11 protein-coding genes are annotated in these 13,093 nt (G+C 71.8%); 6 read left to right on the forward strand and 5 right to left on the reverse strand.

From position 1 onward, the window contains the following. Positions 1 to 160 precede the first annotated feature (160 nt). Positions 161 to 2,287: an RNA polymerase recycling motor ATPase HelR gene (gene helR / locus A3CQ_RS0100305; protein WP_020508905.1), complete on the forward strand. Its 2,127-nt coding sequence runs from the start codon at positions 161 to 163 to the stop codon at positions 2,285 to 2,287. Here the strand turns inward: helR and A3CQ_RS0100310 are convergent. Together A3CQ_RS0100310 and A3CQ_RS0100315 are read right to left on the reverse strand one after the other, a co-directional pair. Further along, positions 2,276 to 3,412, reverse strand: coding sequence for a Gfo/Idh/MocA family protein (locus A3CQ_RS0100310; protein WP_020508906.1), 1,137 nt, complete (start codon positions 3,410 to 3,412; stop codon positions 2,276 to 2,278). The two genes, helR and A3CQ_RS0100310, sit on opposite strands and share 12 nt — an antisense overlap. Further along, the gene (locus A3CQ_RS0100315) at positions 3,382 to 4,083 is read right to left on the reverse strand and encodes a ThuA domain-containing protein (protein ID WP_040431215.1); all 702 of its coding nucleotides are present in this window, start codon (positions 4,081 to 4,083) and stop codon (positions 3,382 to 3,384) included. Before A3CQ_RS0100315 ends, A3CQ_RS0100310 begins: the two co-directional genes overlap by 31 nt. Before the next feature lie 105 nt (positions 4,084 to 4,188). Here A3CQ_RS0100315 and A3CQ_RS0100320 point away from each other — a divergent pair, with 105 nt between their 5' ends. The 3 genes from A3CQ_RS0100320 to A3CQ_RS0100330 all read left to right on the forward strand — a co-directional run bounded on the left by A3CQ_RS0100320 (position 4,189) and on the right by A3CQ_RS0100330 (position 8,416). Next, the gene (locus A3CQ_RS0100320) at positions 4,189 to 5,994 is read left to right on the forward strand and encodes a rhamnogalacturonan lyase (protein ID WP_026205145.1); all 1,806 of its coding nucleotides are present in this window, start codon (positions 4,189 to 4,191) and stop codon (positions 5,992 to 5,994) included. 125 nt (positions 5,995 to 6,119) lie between these two features. Next, a complete protein-coding gene (locus A3CQ_RS0100325; RefSeq protein WP_020508908.1) occupies positions 6,120 to 7,124 on the forward strand; it encodes an alpha/beta hydrolase in 1,005 nt (334 codons plus the stop codon). 527 nt (positions 7,125 to 7,651) lie between these two features. Beyond that, the gene (locus A3CQ_RS0100330) at positions 7,652 to 8,416 is read left to right on the forward strand and encodes a PIG-L deacetylase family protein (protein ID WP_026205146.1); all 765 of its coding nucleotides are present in this window, start codon (positions 7,652 to 7,654) and stop codon (positions 8,414 to 8,416) included. Between the two features lie 27 nt (positions 8,417 to 8,443). On the opposite strand, the gene A3CQ_RS0100335 is transcribed toward A3CQ_RS0100330, so the two are convergent. Next, positions 8,444 to 9,376 carry an MBL fold metallo-hydrolase gene (locus A3CQ_RS0100335; RefSeq protein WP_020508910.1) on the reverse strand — a complete coding sequence of 311 codons (933 nt, stop codon included), beginning with the start codon at positions 9,374 to 9,376 and terminating at the stop codon, positions 8,444 to 8,446. 123 nt (positions 9,377 to 9,499) lie between these two features. Between A3CQ_RS0100335 and A3CQ_RS0100340 the strand changes: the two genes are divergently transcribed. Continuing rightward, entirely contained in the window at positions 9,500 to 9,964 is a 465-nt protein-coding gene (locus tag A3CQ_RS0100340; protein ID WP_020508911.1) for a hypothetical protein, read from the forward strand. Further along, on the forward strand, positions 9,961 to 10,263 hold the full coding sequence (locus tag A3CQ_RS0100345; RefSeq protein ID WP_020508912.1) for a winged helix-turn-helix domain-containing protein: 303 nt from the start codon (positions 9,961 to 9,963) through the stop codon (positions 10,261 to 10,263). The genes A3CQ_RS0100340 and A3CQ_RS0100345 overlap by 4 nt, the downstream gene beginning before the upstream one ends. Positions 10,264 to 10,282: 19 nt before the next feature. On the opposite strand, the gene A3CQ_RS56915 is transcribed toward A3CQ_RS0100345, so the two are convergent. Both A3CQ_RS56915 and A3CQ_RS0100355 read right to left on the reverse strand, forming a co-directional pair. Continuing rightward, positions 10,283 to 12,079 (reverse strand): sensor domain-containing diguanylate cyclase, encoded by a 1,797-nt coding sequence (locus A3CQ_RS56915; RefSeq protein ID WP_020508913.1) that lies wholly within the window; start codon positions 12,077 to 12,079, stop codon positions 10,283 to 10,285. A gap of 57 nt (positions 12,080 to 12,136) precedes the next feature. Beyond that, positions 12,137 to 13,066 carry a LacI family DNA-binding transcriptional regulator gene (locus tag A3CQ_RS0100355; protein WP_026205147.1) on the reverse strand — a complete coding sequence of 310 codons (930 nt, stop codon included), beginning with the start codon at positions 13,064 to 13,066 and terminating at the stop codon, positions 12,137 to 12,139. Between the last annotated feature and the right edge of the window lie 27 nt (positions 13,067 to 13,093).

Genomic DNA, 13,093 nt, shown 5'->3' on the forward strand with positions numbered 1-13,093 from the left:
GTAACCGGCCTGAGGCAAAAAGAAAGGAAGGGAACGCTCCCCTCCACTACCAACGTATATCGCACCCGGGGGCTTGCGGCAAGACCCTGGTCAGGGCGCACAATCGTCCACCGAGGCCAGGAACCTGCGCAATTAGGAGATTCGCTAAGTGCGACCGGAAATGTCGACCAGTGTCTTCGAACTTCCCGAACGCCTCGCCGCCAAGGGGGACCCCGCGCTCATCGCCGCGGACGAGCGGCACTTCGCGGCGATCGCCGCGAGTCTGGAGCAGTCGATCGCCGAACTGTCGGAGCGGCTGGACGCCGAGCGCAAGGCGCCCGGTGGCATCGGCCGCCGCGCGCTGGACCGGGACCAGGAGATCCGCCGCCTGACCACCCGCCTGCGCACGCTGCGCCGCTACAGCCTCGACCTCTGCCTGGGCCGGATGGACTCGGCGGAGGACGGCGCGGAGCCGGTGTACGTGGGACGGCTCGGCCTCACCGACAGTGACGGCCGCCGCCTGCTCGTCGACTGGCGCTCCCCGGCCGCCGAGCCGTTCTTCGGCGCGACCCACGCCAACCCGATGGGCCTGACCAGCCGCCGCCGCTACCGGTGGAGCGGCGGCCTCATCACCGACTACTGGGACGAGGTCTTCAGCGCCGACGGATTCGAGGGCCACAGCGCGGCTCTCGACGATCAGTCCGCATTCATCGCGAGCCTGGGCGCGAGCCGGTCGAGCCGGATGCGGGACGTGCTCGGAACCATCCAGGCCGACCAGGACGCCATCATTCGCGCGGGATCGGCCGGTGCGCTCGTGGTCGACGGCGGCCCGGGCACCGGCAAGACGGTCGTGGCGCTGCACCGCACCGCGTACCTGCTCTACTCCGACCCTCGGCTGGGCCAGCGGCACGGCGGCCTGCTGTTCGTCGGCCCGCACGAGCCGTATCTGGCGTACGTCGCCGACGTGCTGCCCAGCCTCGGCGAGGACGACGTGCAGACCTGCACGCTGCGGGATCTCGTGCCCGGGGGCGCGGCGGCGGCCGAGGAGAAGGACCCGGAGGCCGCTCGCCTGAAGTCGTCGGCGGACATGGTGCGGGCGATCGAGGCGGCCGTGCGGTTCTACGAGGAGCCGCCGTCCACGGGCATGACGGTCGCCGACCTGCCGTTGACCGCCGCCGACTGGGCCGAGGCGTTCGACGTGCCGGGGCCGGGCACCCCGCACAACGAGGCCCGGGACGAAGTATGGGAGGAGCTGCTGACGATCCTCGTCTCTCACTACGACGGCGAAGAGCCCGAGCATCTCGTACGGGAAAATCTGCTGCGAAACCGTGAGTTGACGACGGCCTTCAACCGCGCCTGGCCGATCTTGGAGGCCGAGGATGTGGTCTCGGATCTGTGGTCGGTGCCCGCCTACCTGCGGAAATGTGCGCCCTGGCTGAGTGCCGGCGAGATCCGGACGCTGCAGCGGGCGGATGCCAAGGCGTGGACGGTCTCCGACCTGCCGCTGGTGGACGCGGCCCGGCTGCGGCTCGGCGACCCGGAGGCGTCGCGACGCCGGCGCCGGCAGAACGCGGCGGCCCGGGAGCATCGTGAGCGGATGGACCGGGTCGTGGACGATCTGCTCGACGCGGTCGCCTACGACGACGGCGAGGGGCTGTGGACGATGCTGCGCGGCGCGGACATGCGCAACTCGCTCGACGATGACGCCGTCCTGCCACGCGCCGAACCGGACCGACTGGAGGGGCCGTTCGCGCACATCGTCGTGGACGAGGCGCAGGAGCTCACCGACGCCGAGTGGCAGATGCTGCTGCTGCGCTGCCCGTCGCGGAGCTTCACGATCGTCGGGGACCGGGCGCAGGCGCGGCAGGGTTTCCCCGAATCGTGGCGGGAACGACTGGAACGCATCGGACTCGACCGGGTGGACGTGGCGACGCTCACCATCAACTACCGCACGCCGGCCGAGGTCATGGCGGAGGCCGAGCCGGTCATCCGGGCCGTGCTGCCGGATGCCAACGTGCCCACGTCGATCCGCAGCAGCGGCGTGCCGGTGCGGCACGGGCGCACCGCGGAGCTGGGCGCGATCGTCGACGCCTGGCTCGCCGAGCACGCGGAGGGCGAGGGAATCGCGTGCGTGATCGGCGAGCCGGCGTTCGCCGAGCGGCCGCGGGTGCGGTCGCTGAGCCCAGAACTGTCGAAGGGACTGGAGTTCGACCTGGTAGTCCTGGTCGACCCGCAGGAGTGGGGTGCGGTGGACCGTTACGTCGCGATGACCCGCGCCACCCAACAGTTGGTCGTTCTAACCACCTGACCATTCGGAGCGGGGCGTCAGCGGCACCAGCGGCGGGCGCTCCACGGTCGTGGTCAGGTCGATGCGGCGGCCCTCGGCCGACGAGCGCAGCAGTGCGGTCATCGCGTCGAGGATGTGCAGGGCCAGGTCGCCGGAGGCGCGAGGAGCGCCGCTGGCGGTCCGGCCACCAATGGTCTGACCGTCGGTGGTCTGACCATAGGCGATTTGGTCCAGCAGGCCGATGCCGCGGGCCGCCTCCGCGTAGCCGGCAGAGGGCGGCAGCACCCGCCACTCGGAGGCGCCGAGTTCGAAGAGGCGGACGTCGCCGTCGAACCGGTTGGGGTCGGGGACGGCCAGGGTGCCGGTCTCCCCGTGCACCTCGATCGGGGCGGCCGTGGTGCGGACCGCGTCGAAGCTCGTGGTGATCGTCGACAGGGCGCCGCCGTCGTGCTCGAGGATCCCGGTCACGTGGGTGTCGACCTCGACCGGCACCGGGGAGCCGGCCCGCGGACCGGTTCCGATCACCCGTTGATCGCGCGGGCGGCTGGACGCGCCGGTCACCGAGCGGATCGGGCCGAGCAGGTGGACCAGGGCCGAGAGGTAGTACGGGCCCATGTCGAGCAGCGGGCCACCGCCCGGCAGGTAGTAGAAATCGGGGTTCGGGTGCCACCGCTCGTGACCGGGGGTGACCATCACGGCCGACGCCGCCACGGGACGGCCGATGCCGCCGCCGTCGACGAAGGCGCGAGCGGTCTGGATCCCGGTTCCGAGGACCGTGTCCGGCGCGCATCCCACGGTCAGGCCGGCCGCCGACGCCGCCGACACGATGACGGACGCCTCCTCGAGCGAAGCGGCGAGCGGCTTCTCGCCGTACACATGAAGCGAGTGACCGATGGCACCCAGAGCGACCGACGCGTGTGCCGCCGGCACGGTCAGGTTGAGCACCGTCTGCACCTCGCCGGCCAGCAGATCCTCGACCGGCAGGGCGCGGGCGGTGGGCAGGGCCGCGGCCACGGCCGCCGATCGCGAAGGATCGAGATCGGCCACCGCCGTGATGGTCACGCCGGGATGGTTCGCCAGCGTTCCCAGGTACGCCCCGGAGATGTGCCCGAGGCCTACGATCCCGACGCGGTGCGGGTCGCCCACAGCAGGCCCCTCTCGATGACGGTGCGGACGTTCGGGTTCTCGAGGACGTCGAGGCTGTGCCCGGGAGTGCTGATCACGATGCGGCCGTCGCCCCAGAGCCGGGTCCAGATCGCGGGCGAGGTGATCGGCCGGTGCCAGGGGTGCCACGGCCGGACCGGATGGGTGGTGGTGGCGAGCACGTCGATCAGATCGTCGTGGAGCACCCAGTACTGCTCGGTTTCGAGGTCGAAGTCGTCGAGCCCGGCGGTGATGGGGTGGTCGCGACCGAGTGCGGTCAGGTTCACCGTGTAGGGCAGATAGTTGTCCTCCTGCCCTCCCCCGCACCGGCCGGGCTCCTTGCTGGGATGGGTGGCGAACTGGCCGCCCACCAGTTGGAGGTAGTCGGACGAGGCCCGGTAGGAATCGGCGATGCCACCGTGCCAGCCGGTGAAGCCGGTGCCGGCCGCGACCGCCCGGCGCAGCCCCGCGACCTGCTCCTTGCTGATCTCGGACATGGTCATGCACTGCACGATCAGGTCGGTCTCCGCCATCTCGGAGACGTCCGCGTAGATCGCCGGGGACTCCTCGATCCGGATCCGATAGCCGTTCTTTTCGAGGAAGGGCAGGAACAGCTCGGTCGCCTTGACCGGCTGGTGCCCCTCCCATCCGCCGCGTACCACGAGAGCTTTCACCTGTCCTGCCTATCATCTCCGCCGCACATAGACATTTCTCGATGTGTGGACTAACTTCCCGGGAAAGCGCTTGCCTATCACCCACCGAGTAGGGGAACGCCGAAAATGAAACGTCTCAGCATCCTCGCCGCCGCGGCGGCCCTGGTCGTGGCCGGCTCCACCGCCGCCGTGGCCCGGGCCGCGGAAACCCCGGCGGCCGCACCCGACCCCACCGGCACCACCGAGAACCTCGACCGCGGCCTGATCAGCATGCGGACCACCGGCGGCAACTTCCTCTCCTGGCGGTTGCTGCGCTCCGATCCGGGCGGCGCGACGTTCGACGTCTACCGGGACGGCACGAAGGTCGCCACCACGGCCGCCACGAACTTCACCGACAAGGGCGCGTCCGTCGGCGCGACCTACACGGTCCGCCCGGCCGGGGCGTCCACGCTCGCGGCCGCCGCGCCCACCGCCACGCTGGCCGCGAGCTCGATGGACGTCCCCATCCAGATCCCGGCCGGCGGCACCACCCCCGACGGCGTGTCGTACACGTACTCGGCCAACGACGCCTCCGTCGGCGACCTGGACGGCGACGGCTCCTACGAGATCGTCCTCAAGTGGGACCCGTCCAACAGCAAGGACAACTCGCAGTCCGGCTACACGGGCAACGTCTTCGTCGACGCGTACAAGCTGAATGGAACCCGCCTGTGGCGGATCGACCTCGGGCGCAACATCCGGGCCGGGGCGCATTACACCCAATTCCAGGTGTACGACTACGACGGCGACGGCAAGGCCGAGGTCGCCATGAAGACGGCCGACGGCACGAAGGACGGCACCGGCGCGGTCATCGGCAGCTCGTCCGCCGACTACCGCAACTCGTCGGGCTACATCCTGTCCGGCCCGGAGTACCTCACGATGTTCAATGGTCAGACCGGCAAGGCGATGTCGACGGTCGACTACGTGGTGGCGCGCGGCACCGTCTCCGCCTGGGGCGACTCGTACGGCAACCGGGTCGACCGGTTCCTGGCCGGAACCGCGTACATCAACGGGTCGTACCCGAGCCTCATCACCGCCCGCGGCTACTACACCCGCAGCACGATCGTGGCCTGGGACTTCCGCAACGGCACCCTGACCCGGAAGTGGACGTTCGACTCGAATTCGTCCACCAACGGCTCCAAATGGACAGACCAAGGTAATCATCAGCTGTCCATCGCGGATGTCGACGGCGACGGCCGGGACGAGGTCATCTACGGCGCTATGGCGATCGACGACAACGGCGCCGGCCTCTGGGTGAACGGCCAGGGCCACGGCGACGCCCTGCACGTGGGCGACCTGATCCCGTCGCGGGCCGGCCTCGAGGAGTTCAAGGTCGACGAGAACACCGGCAGCCTCGCGGCCTGGATGGCCGACGCCCGCACCGGCTCGATCATCTGGTCGAACCCGTCCTGCGGCTGCGACAACGGCCGCGGCGTCTCGGACGACATCTACGCGGGCAGCCCGGGCGCCGAGTCCTGGTCGTCGGCGGTCTCCGGTCTCTACAGCTCGACCGGGCAGAACATCGGCCGCAAGCCGTCCAGCACCAACTTCGTCATCTGGTGGGACGGCGACGCCCAGCGCGAGCTGCTCGACGCCACGCACATCGACAAGTACGGGACCAGCGCGGACACCCGGCTGCTGACCGCGAGCGGCGTGCACTCGAACAACGGCACCAAGTCGACGCCGTCGCTGCAGGCCGACATCCTCGGCGACTGGCGCGAGGAGGTCATCTGGCCGACGACCGACAACACGAAGCTGCGCATCTACAGCACCACCGACTCCACCAGCATCTCGCATGTGTCGCTGATGCAGGACCGGATGTACCGCGAGGCGGTGGCGTGGCAGAACACGGCGTACAACCAGCCCCCGCACCCCTCGTTCGCGATGAGCAAGTGACGTCCTGATTCCCGGCCGGCTGTTTCGCAAGCCGGCCGGGAACTGGCCGGCCACGGCTACCTTGATGGAAGATCACCCTCGCCAGGAGCGGTCCGGGCGGGAGACGATCGGCCGAAGGAGGAGCCATGGCCCGTCACCGCCTTCTGCCCGGTCTGATCGCCGCCATCGCCCTGATCGTCGCCGCCACACCCGCACCCGCCTCGTCCGGGCGTCATATGCAGATCAACACCAACATGTCGTACGCCTCGGCAGTCGGCCGCGGTCATCTCCTGGACGTGTACGTCCCCGGCCGGCGCGGAAAGACCCGGCGACCGCTCCTGATCGTCATGGGCGGAAGTGGCTGGTTCGGCGACAACGGCAAGGCGTATGCGGCGAGCCTGGCCCCGTTCTTCACCGCGGCGGGCTACGTGGTCGCGGGCGTCTCGACGCGCTCGAGCGCCCAGGCCCGGTTCCCCGCGCAGCTGTACGACGTCAAGTCGGCGATCCGCTGGCTCCGCAAGCACGCGCGCACCTATGGCATCGATCCGCGGCGCGTGGCCGTGCTCGGCGACTCCTCGGGCGGCTGGACCGCCGTCATGGCCGGCGTGACCGGTCACCTTCGCTCGCTGGAGGGCAGGGTCGGCGTCACCGGTTACCCCAGCGACGTCCAGGCCGTGGTCGACCTCTACGGCCCGACCGATTTCCTGCAAATGGACGAACACATGGTCCCCGGGGCCTGCGAATCGTTCAACCAATCCTTCGGCCTGACCAATTGCCACGCCGATCCCCGCTCCCCCGAATCGTCGCTGCTCGGCTGCCCGATCGAGACCTGCCCCGACCGGGTCAAGACCGCAAATCCCATCACGTACGTGTCCGAGAACGCCCCGCCGATCCTGATAGCTCACGGCAGTGAGGACGCGCTGGTCCCCCTCCATCAGAGCGAACTGCTCTTCGATGCCCTCGACGCCGCCGGTGTTCCCGCCACCTTCTACCCGGTCCCCGGGGCGGGCCACGACAAGACGATCGTCTCCCCCACCCACGCCGAGGCCACGATCCGTCGCACCTCGGCCGTCCGCGACCCCGGCCCGGCAACGGGTCACCCCACGCTGGAAGCGATCGAGCTGTTCCTGAACGAGGCCCTGCACCGCTGACGGGCGCTGTTCAGCTCTGCGGGCCGGACCGGGCCGGGCCGGGCCGGGCCGGGCCGGGCCGGGCCGGGCCGGGCCGGGCGGCCGGGCAGGCCAGGGGACCGGGCAGGCCGAGCGGGCCGGGCAGGCCAGGGGACCGGGCAGGCCGAGCGGACCGGGCAGGCCGGGCGGGCCGAGCGGGCCGAGTGGGGCCGGCCAGGCGGACGGGCCGGGCAGGCCGGGCGGGCCGAGCGGGCCGAGCGGGGCCGGCCAGGCGGACGGCCGGCCGGCGGGCAGGCCAGCGGGCGGGCGCGCCGGGGGGCCAGGGCCGGTCAGCGCTGAGGGCCGGGGCCGGTCAGCGCTGAGGGCCGGGGCCGGTCAGCGCTGAGGGCCGGGGCCGGTCAGCGCTGCGGGCCGGGGCCGGTCGGCGCTGCGGGCCGGGGCCGGTCAGCGCTGCGGGCCGGGGCCGGTCGGCGCTGCGGAGCAGGGCCGGCGAAGACGATCCGGCGGGGCGTACCAATGCCGCGCGGGGGCGAGCGAAGATGGTGGTCATGACTGCTGACGCGCCAACCGTGCCCCACCCGCTGCAGCCCGTCGATGAGAGCTGGCAGCGCGGGCTGGCCATCGTGGCCCACCCCGACGACCTCGAGTTCGGGGCGGCCGCCGCCATCGCCCGCTGGACCCGGCAGGGCAAGGAGATCGTGTACGTGCTGCTGACCAGCGGCGAGGCCGGCATCGACGGGATCGACCCGGCCGACGCGGGGCCGCTGCGGGAGCAGGAGCAGCTGGCGTCGGCGGCCGTCGTCGGGGTCTCCACGGTGGAGTTCCTCGGGCTGCCGGACGGCGTCCTCGAGTATGGCGTGCCGCTGCGGCGCGAGCTGAGCCGGGTGATCCGCAAGCACCGGCCCGACGTCGTGATCACCGGCAACTTCCGCGACAGCTGGGACGACGAGGGCAACGCGCTGAACATGTCCGACCACATCGTCACCGGCCGGGCCGTGCTCGACGCCGTGCGGGACGCCGCGAACCGCTGGGTGTTCCGCGACCAGATCGAGGCCGACGGGCTGGAGAAGTGGGGCGGGGTCAAGGAGGTGTGGGCGACCGGTTCGCCGAAGGCCACGCACGCCGCCGACACCACCGACACCTTCGACCTGGGTGTCCAGTCGCTGCAGGCGCACGCGGTGTACCTGCGCGGGCTCGGCTCCGGCGACTTCGACGCCGAGGAGTTCCTCGAGGGCTTCTCCCGCCAGGCCGGGGCCCGCCTGGGTAGCAAGTACGCGGCCAGCTTCGAGGTCTTCCGCCTCGGCCTCTTCTAGGCCGGCCGGGCGGCAAGGGCCGCAGGGTCAGACGGCGGTGTGCATGGGCCTGCCGAGCCAAGCGGTGGCGTCGGTGAACGCCGAGATGAGGTCGACGTCACCGCCGGCGTGGTCGGCGTAGGCACGGTGCAGGTTGAGCACCAGGCGCTCGGCGTCGGCCCACCCGGCGAACTCGCCGAGGTCCGCCCGGCCGGCCGCCTCGAGCGGCGACAGGTTGCCGGCCAGGCCCTCCTCGGCGACCGCGAGCACCAGCGAGTAGTAACGGCGGTGCTCGTCGAGGACGCGTTCGATGTCGGCTCCGGTCAGGACCGGGCCGTGACCGGGCACCAGGACCGCGGGGCCGAGGCCGGCCAGCCAGTCGACCGCGGCCAGGGCGCCGCGGACCGAGCCCATGAAGACCAGCGGGGTGAGCCCGGCGAAGACCAGGTCGCCCGAGTAGAGCAGGCGCTGCTCGGGCAGCCAGGCGATCAGGTCGCCGGTGGTGTGCGCGGGGCCGCCGGGGTGCATGAGCTCGACCCGGCGGTCGCCGACGTGCACGGTCAGGCCGGCCGACGTGGTCACATCGGGAAGGCGGCGGGTCACCGGCCCCCAGTCGGGCACGGGCTGCCAGAACGGCGGGCAGCCGTCGATGACCGGGTCGACGCGCAGGCCCTCGCGCATGCGCTCGTGGCCGATGAGGACCGTGGTTGCCGGGAGCAGGCTGTTTCCGTACGTGTGATCGCCGTGCTGGTGGGTGTTGACGGCCAGGCGGATCGGGACGTCGCCGGTGGCGGCGCGGGCCGCACGCAGGAAGCGCTCGGTGCGCGCCGCCGTGGCGCAGGTGTCGATGACCAGCACGCCGTCGCCGGCCGCCACCACCCCGGTGTTGTTGATCCACCAGGTTCCGTCCGGCTGCACCCACGCGTACGCCCCGGGCAGCAGCTCGTACAGCCGGGCCGCGTCGGGGGTCGATGTGGTCATCCGCCGAGGTTACCGGCCGCGGCGTCGCGTCCAGGGAACTTCGCGGGCCGGGATCGATCGAGTTGAGGGTCTGGCAATTACTTTCCTGTTGGAATAGACTTTCCTGACAGGAAAGGGGAAGCCATGGATCCGATCGATGCCGAGCTCGCCCTCGCCGAGGTGCGCGCCCGGCGCTCACAGGTCATCGACGCCAACTCGATCCCGTCCTGGTTCTGGCGGGCGATCGGCGTCCTCATGGTGATGTTCACGGCGGCCGTCGAGAGCCGGCGCCCGTGGCTGGTCGCGATCGGTTCGGTCGCGTACGGGATCGGCCTGGCCACCACGATCCTGCTGGTGGTCCGGCAGGCCAAGGTGCAGGTGCGGCCCTCGCTGATCGGCATCGAGGGGTTCCTCGCCATCTTCGGCTTCACGATCGTGCTGGTCGGGATCGGCGTGGGGCTCGGCCTCGGTCTCGAGGCGGCCGGCGTCGGGTGGCCGGCGACGCTCGCCGTCATCCCGGTCGCCTTCGGGCTGGCCGTGGGCGGGCCGCGGCTCATGGGCTTCCTGCGGCGGCTCATGCGGTCCCGGCCGCTGGCGGGTGACCGGTGACGACGCCCGAGTTCGACGAGCTCATCCACGCGCCGACCCGGCTGTCGCTGGTCAGCCTGCTGGCGGCCACCGAGTGGGCCGACTTCAAGTATCTTCGCGACGCCGCCGACCTGTCCGACTCCGCCCTGTCCAAGCAGCTGACCACCCTCGAGGACGCGGGCTACGTGGACATCCGCAAGACGTTCGTGGGCCGGCGGCCCCGCACCTCGGCGCGGCTGAGCGCCCGTGGCCGTCAGGCCTTCGAGGCGCACGTCGCCGCCCTGCAGGAGATCGTCGCGCGAGCCGGCCTCGTGTTGTGACGCGGGGAAACGGCAACGGTCAGGCGCGGGCGCGACGGGACTGCTTCGTGCGGTACATGGCGTCGTCGGCGTCGCGGAGCAGGCGGTCGGCGTCGGCGGGGGTGCCGCAGGCGACGCCCACGCTCGCGCCGACGGTGACGATCGCGCCGGGGACCGGGATGGGCTCGCCGATCGCGGCGGTGATCAGGTCGGCCAGCACCTGCGCCTGGCCCTCGTCGGCGCCGGGGAGCAGCACCGCGAACTCGTCGCCGCCCAGCCGGGCGACCGTGCCGGCCCGGCCGAGCAGGGCGGTGACCCGGCGGGCCACGGTGATCAGAACCTCGTCGCCGGCGTGGTGGCCGTGGCTGTCGTTCACCTGTTTGAAGCCGTCCAGGTCGATCAGCAGCATGCAGATCTGAGCGCCGTGGCCGGACTCGCGCACCCGCTGCTGGAGCAGGGCACGGTTGGCCAGGCCGGTCAGGGTGTCGTGGGTGGCCTGGTGGCGCAGCTCGTCCTGGAGGCGGCGGGCCTCGGTGATGTCGCGGCCGTTCCAGACGATGCCGCGCACGCTCGGGTTGTCCCGCAGGTCGGTGGCGATCACGTGCAACCAGCGGTGCGTCCCGTCGGCCTGGAGCACCCGGATCTCGGCCTCCACGGTCGCGGATTCGGCGAGGCGGGCGTCGAGACCGGCGAGGACGGGGCGGTCGTCCGGGTGCAGCCGGCCGCCCAGCGTCTCAGACGCGAGGCCGCCGACCTCGGCGCCGAGGAACCGCGCCGCGGCCGGGCTCACGTACTGGACGGTGTCGTCCTCGTTGACGACCACGGTCAGGTCGGAGGCCTGCTGGACCAGGGCGCTGAACCACTCGCGGCTGGCACTGATCTCCGTCACCAGGCGCTCGTTGTCGTGGAAGGCGGCCTGCTGGCGAATCAGCACCAGGCCGGTGATGACCAGGACGCCGGCGGCCACGCCCCAGATCCGCAGGTCGGCGTCGACCCCGGGCAACGCCGCCACCAGCAGGAGCTGGGTGCCGGCCACGGCGGCGTACGGGAGGCGGCTGAAGCTCTGGCGCTCGAGCGCGGCCTGGCGCCCGGCGTGCCGGCGGCTCCGGACCTCCTGCCAGCGCAGGCTGATCGGGATCAGCAGGCACGGGATCACCTGGGCCAGGTACATGACCCGGGACTCGGAATGGCCGGTCAGCATCGCGGCCAGCGGGGTGCCGACGGCGGTGCCGGTGATGGCGAGCGCGCCGAGTGCGCCGGGGGCGCGGTGGAACGGCGCGGAGTCGCTGAAGATGAGCTTGATCAGGCCGAACGTGACCAGCAGCATCACGGCGGCCGTGGCCGCGGCGGCCAGGCGCTCGCCGGTGGACGCGCCGGCCAGCAGGAAGTACCAGAGAAAGACGGCCACGGCGGTGAGGACCGTCGCCGCGTCGAGCCACATGCGCAGGCGTTGCCGGCCCTCGCCGCCGAGCGGGTGGAACAGCATGGTGACGACCACGACCACCATGCCGGCGTCGACGAAGGCGGTCTGCACGACGCTGACCTGCCCGGCCGGATGTCCCAGGGCGACCAGGACCGTCTGGTACGAGTCGCCGATCGCGCTGCACCCCATGCCACCGGCGACCGCGGTCCAGAACCGGCGGCCGTGCCGTTCCATCCAGGGCAGGCGGTAGAGGCGCGTCGCGAGCACGAGGTTGAACACGTCGATGCAGGACTGCAGCAGCCAGCTGGAGAACGCGCCCGCCGGTCCGAAGAGGAACCAGGGAACCACGAGCAGACCGGCCAGCGCGAGAACGCGCAGGACCGGATCGCCGGACAGACCCCGGTTGTACCGCATCCGATCAGTAGAAGGGCGGCCGGTTGCAGGCCGGGTTGCCGCGCGGTAGCGACGGGGTCAGGCCGAGTCGCGGACTATCACTTCCCCGTGAGTGGGTGAGAGGCCGGCGGTGTCGAGCCCCAGCGCCGTACGGGCCGCGCGCCGGCCATGTGTCTCGGCGTCGATGTGCACGGTCGTCAGCGCGGGCGTCGTGAGCGCGCCGTACTCCGTGTCGTCGAAACCGATCACCCCGAGGTCGGCCGGAGCGGACAGGCCGAGGTCACGCAGCGCGGTGAGAGCTCGCAGCGCGGTGTCGTCGTCGTACCCGGCCAGGGCGGTCACCGAAGGGTGCGCGGCGCGGAAGGCCGACACCGCCGAGGCCCCCGCCGCCCGCGGCCCGGGCACGACCAGGGACAGCAGCGGCGGCAGCCCCGCGCTCTCGGCCGCCTGGTTGGCGAAGCGCAGCCGCACCTCGGCCAGCGGCGGCTCCGGCGGCATCGCGAGCGCGATCTGCCGGTGCCCGCGCGAGGCCAGATAGCGGACCTGCAGGGTGGCGTGCGCGGCGAGCCCGTCGCTCCAGCCGCCGCCGACGTCGTCGAGCTCGTGGCCCGTGCGGTAGATCTCGCCGAAGCGCAGCACGGCCCGGGGCCGGATGGCGTCGAGGACCTGCTTGGTGGCCGAGTCGGTGGGCGGGCCGTGCCGCACGAGCAGCACATGGTCGTGGGCGGCGAGCTCCTGGTCGAGACCGCGGATGTAGCTGCGGGAGTAGTTGCCCTCCAGGCTGCTCTCGATGTACAGCACCACGATGCGCGACGTGCCCTCGCGGAGCGCCCGCGCGATCCCGTGCGGCACATAGCCCAGGTCGCGGGCCGTGCGCAGCACCCGTTCCCGGGTCGCGGGCGAGATCGTCTGGTTGGGCGTCTCGTTGAGCACGAAGCTGACGGTCGCCCGCGAGACGCCGCTGGCGGCGGCCACGTCCTTGAGCGTCGCTCTACGGGTGTCAGACATAGGTGAACGCTACCGACCCTTGCCATT

The organism is Paractinoplanes globisporus DSM 43857 (assembly GCF_000379645.1).
Classification (GTDB): domain Bacteria; phylum Actinomycetota; class Actinomycetes; order Mycobacteriales; family Micromonosporaceae; genus Actinoplanes; species Actinoplanes globisporus.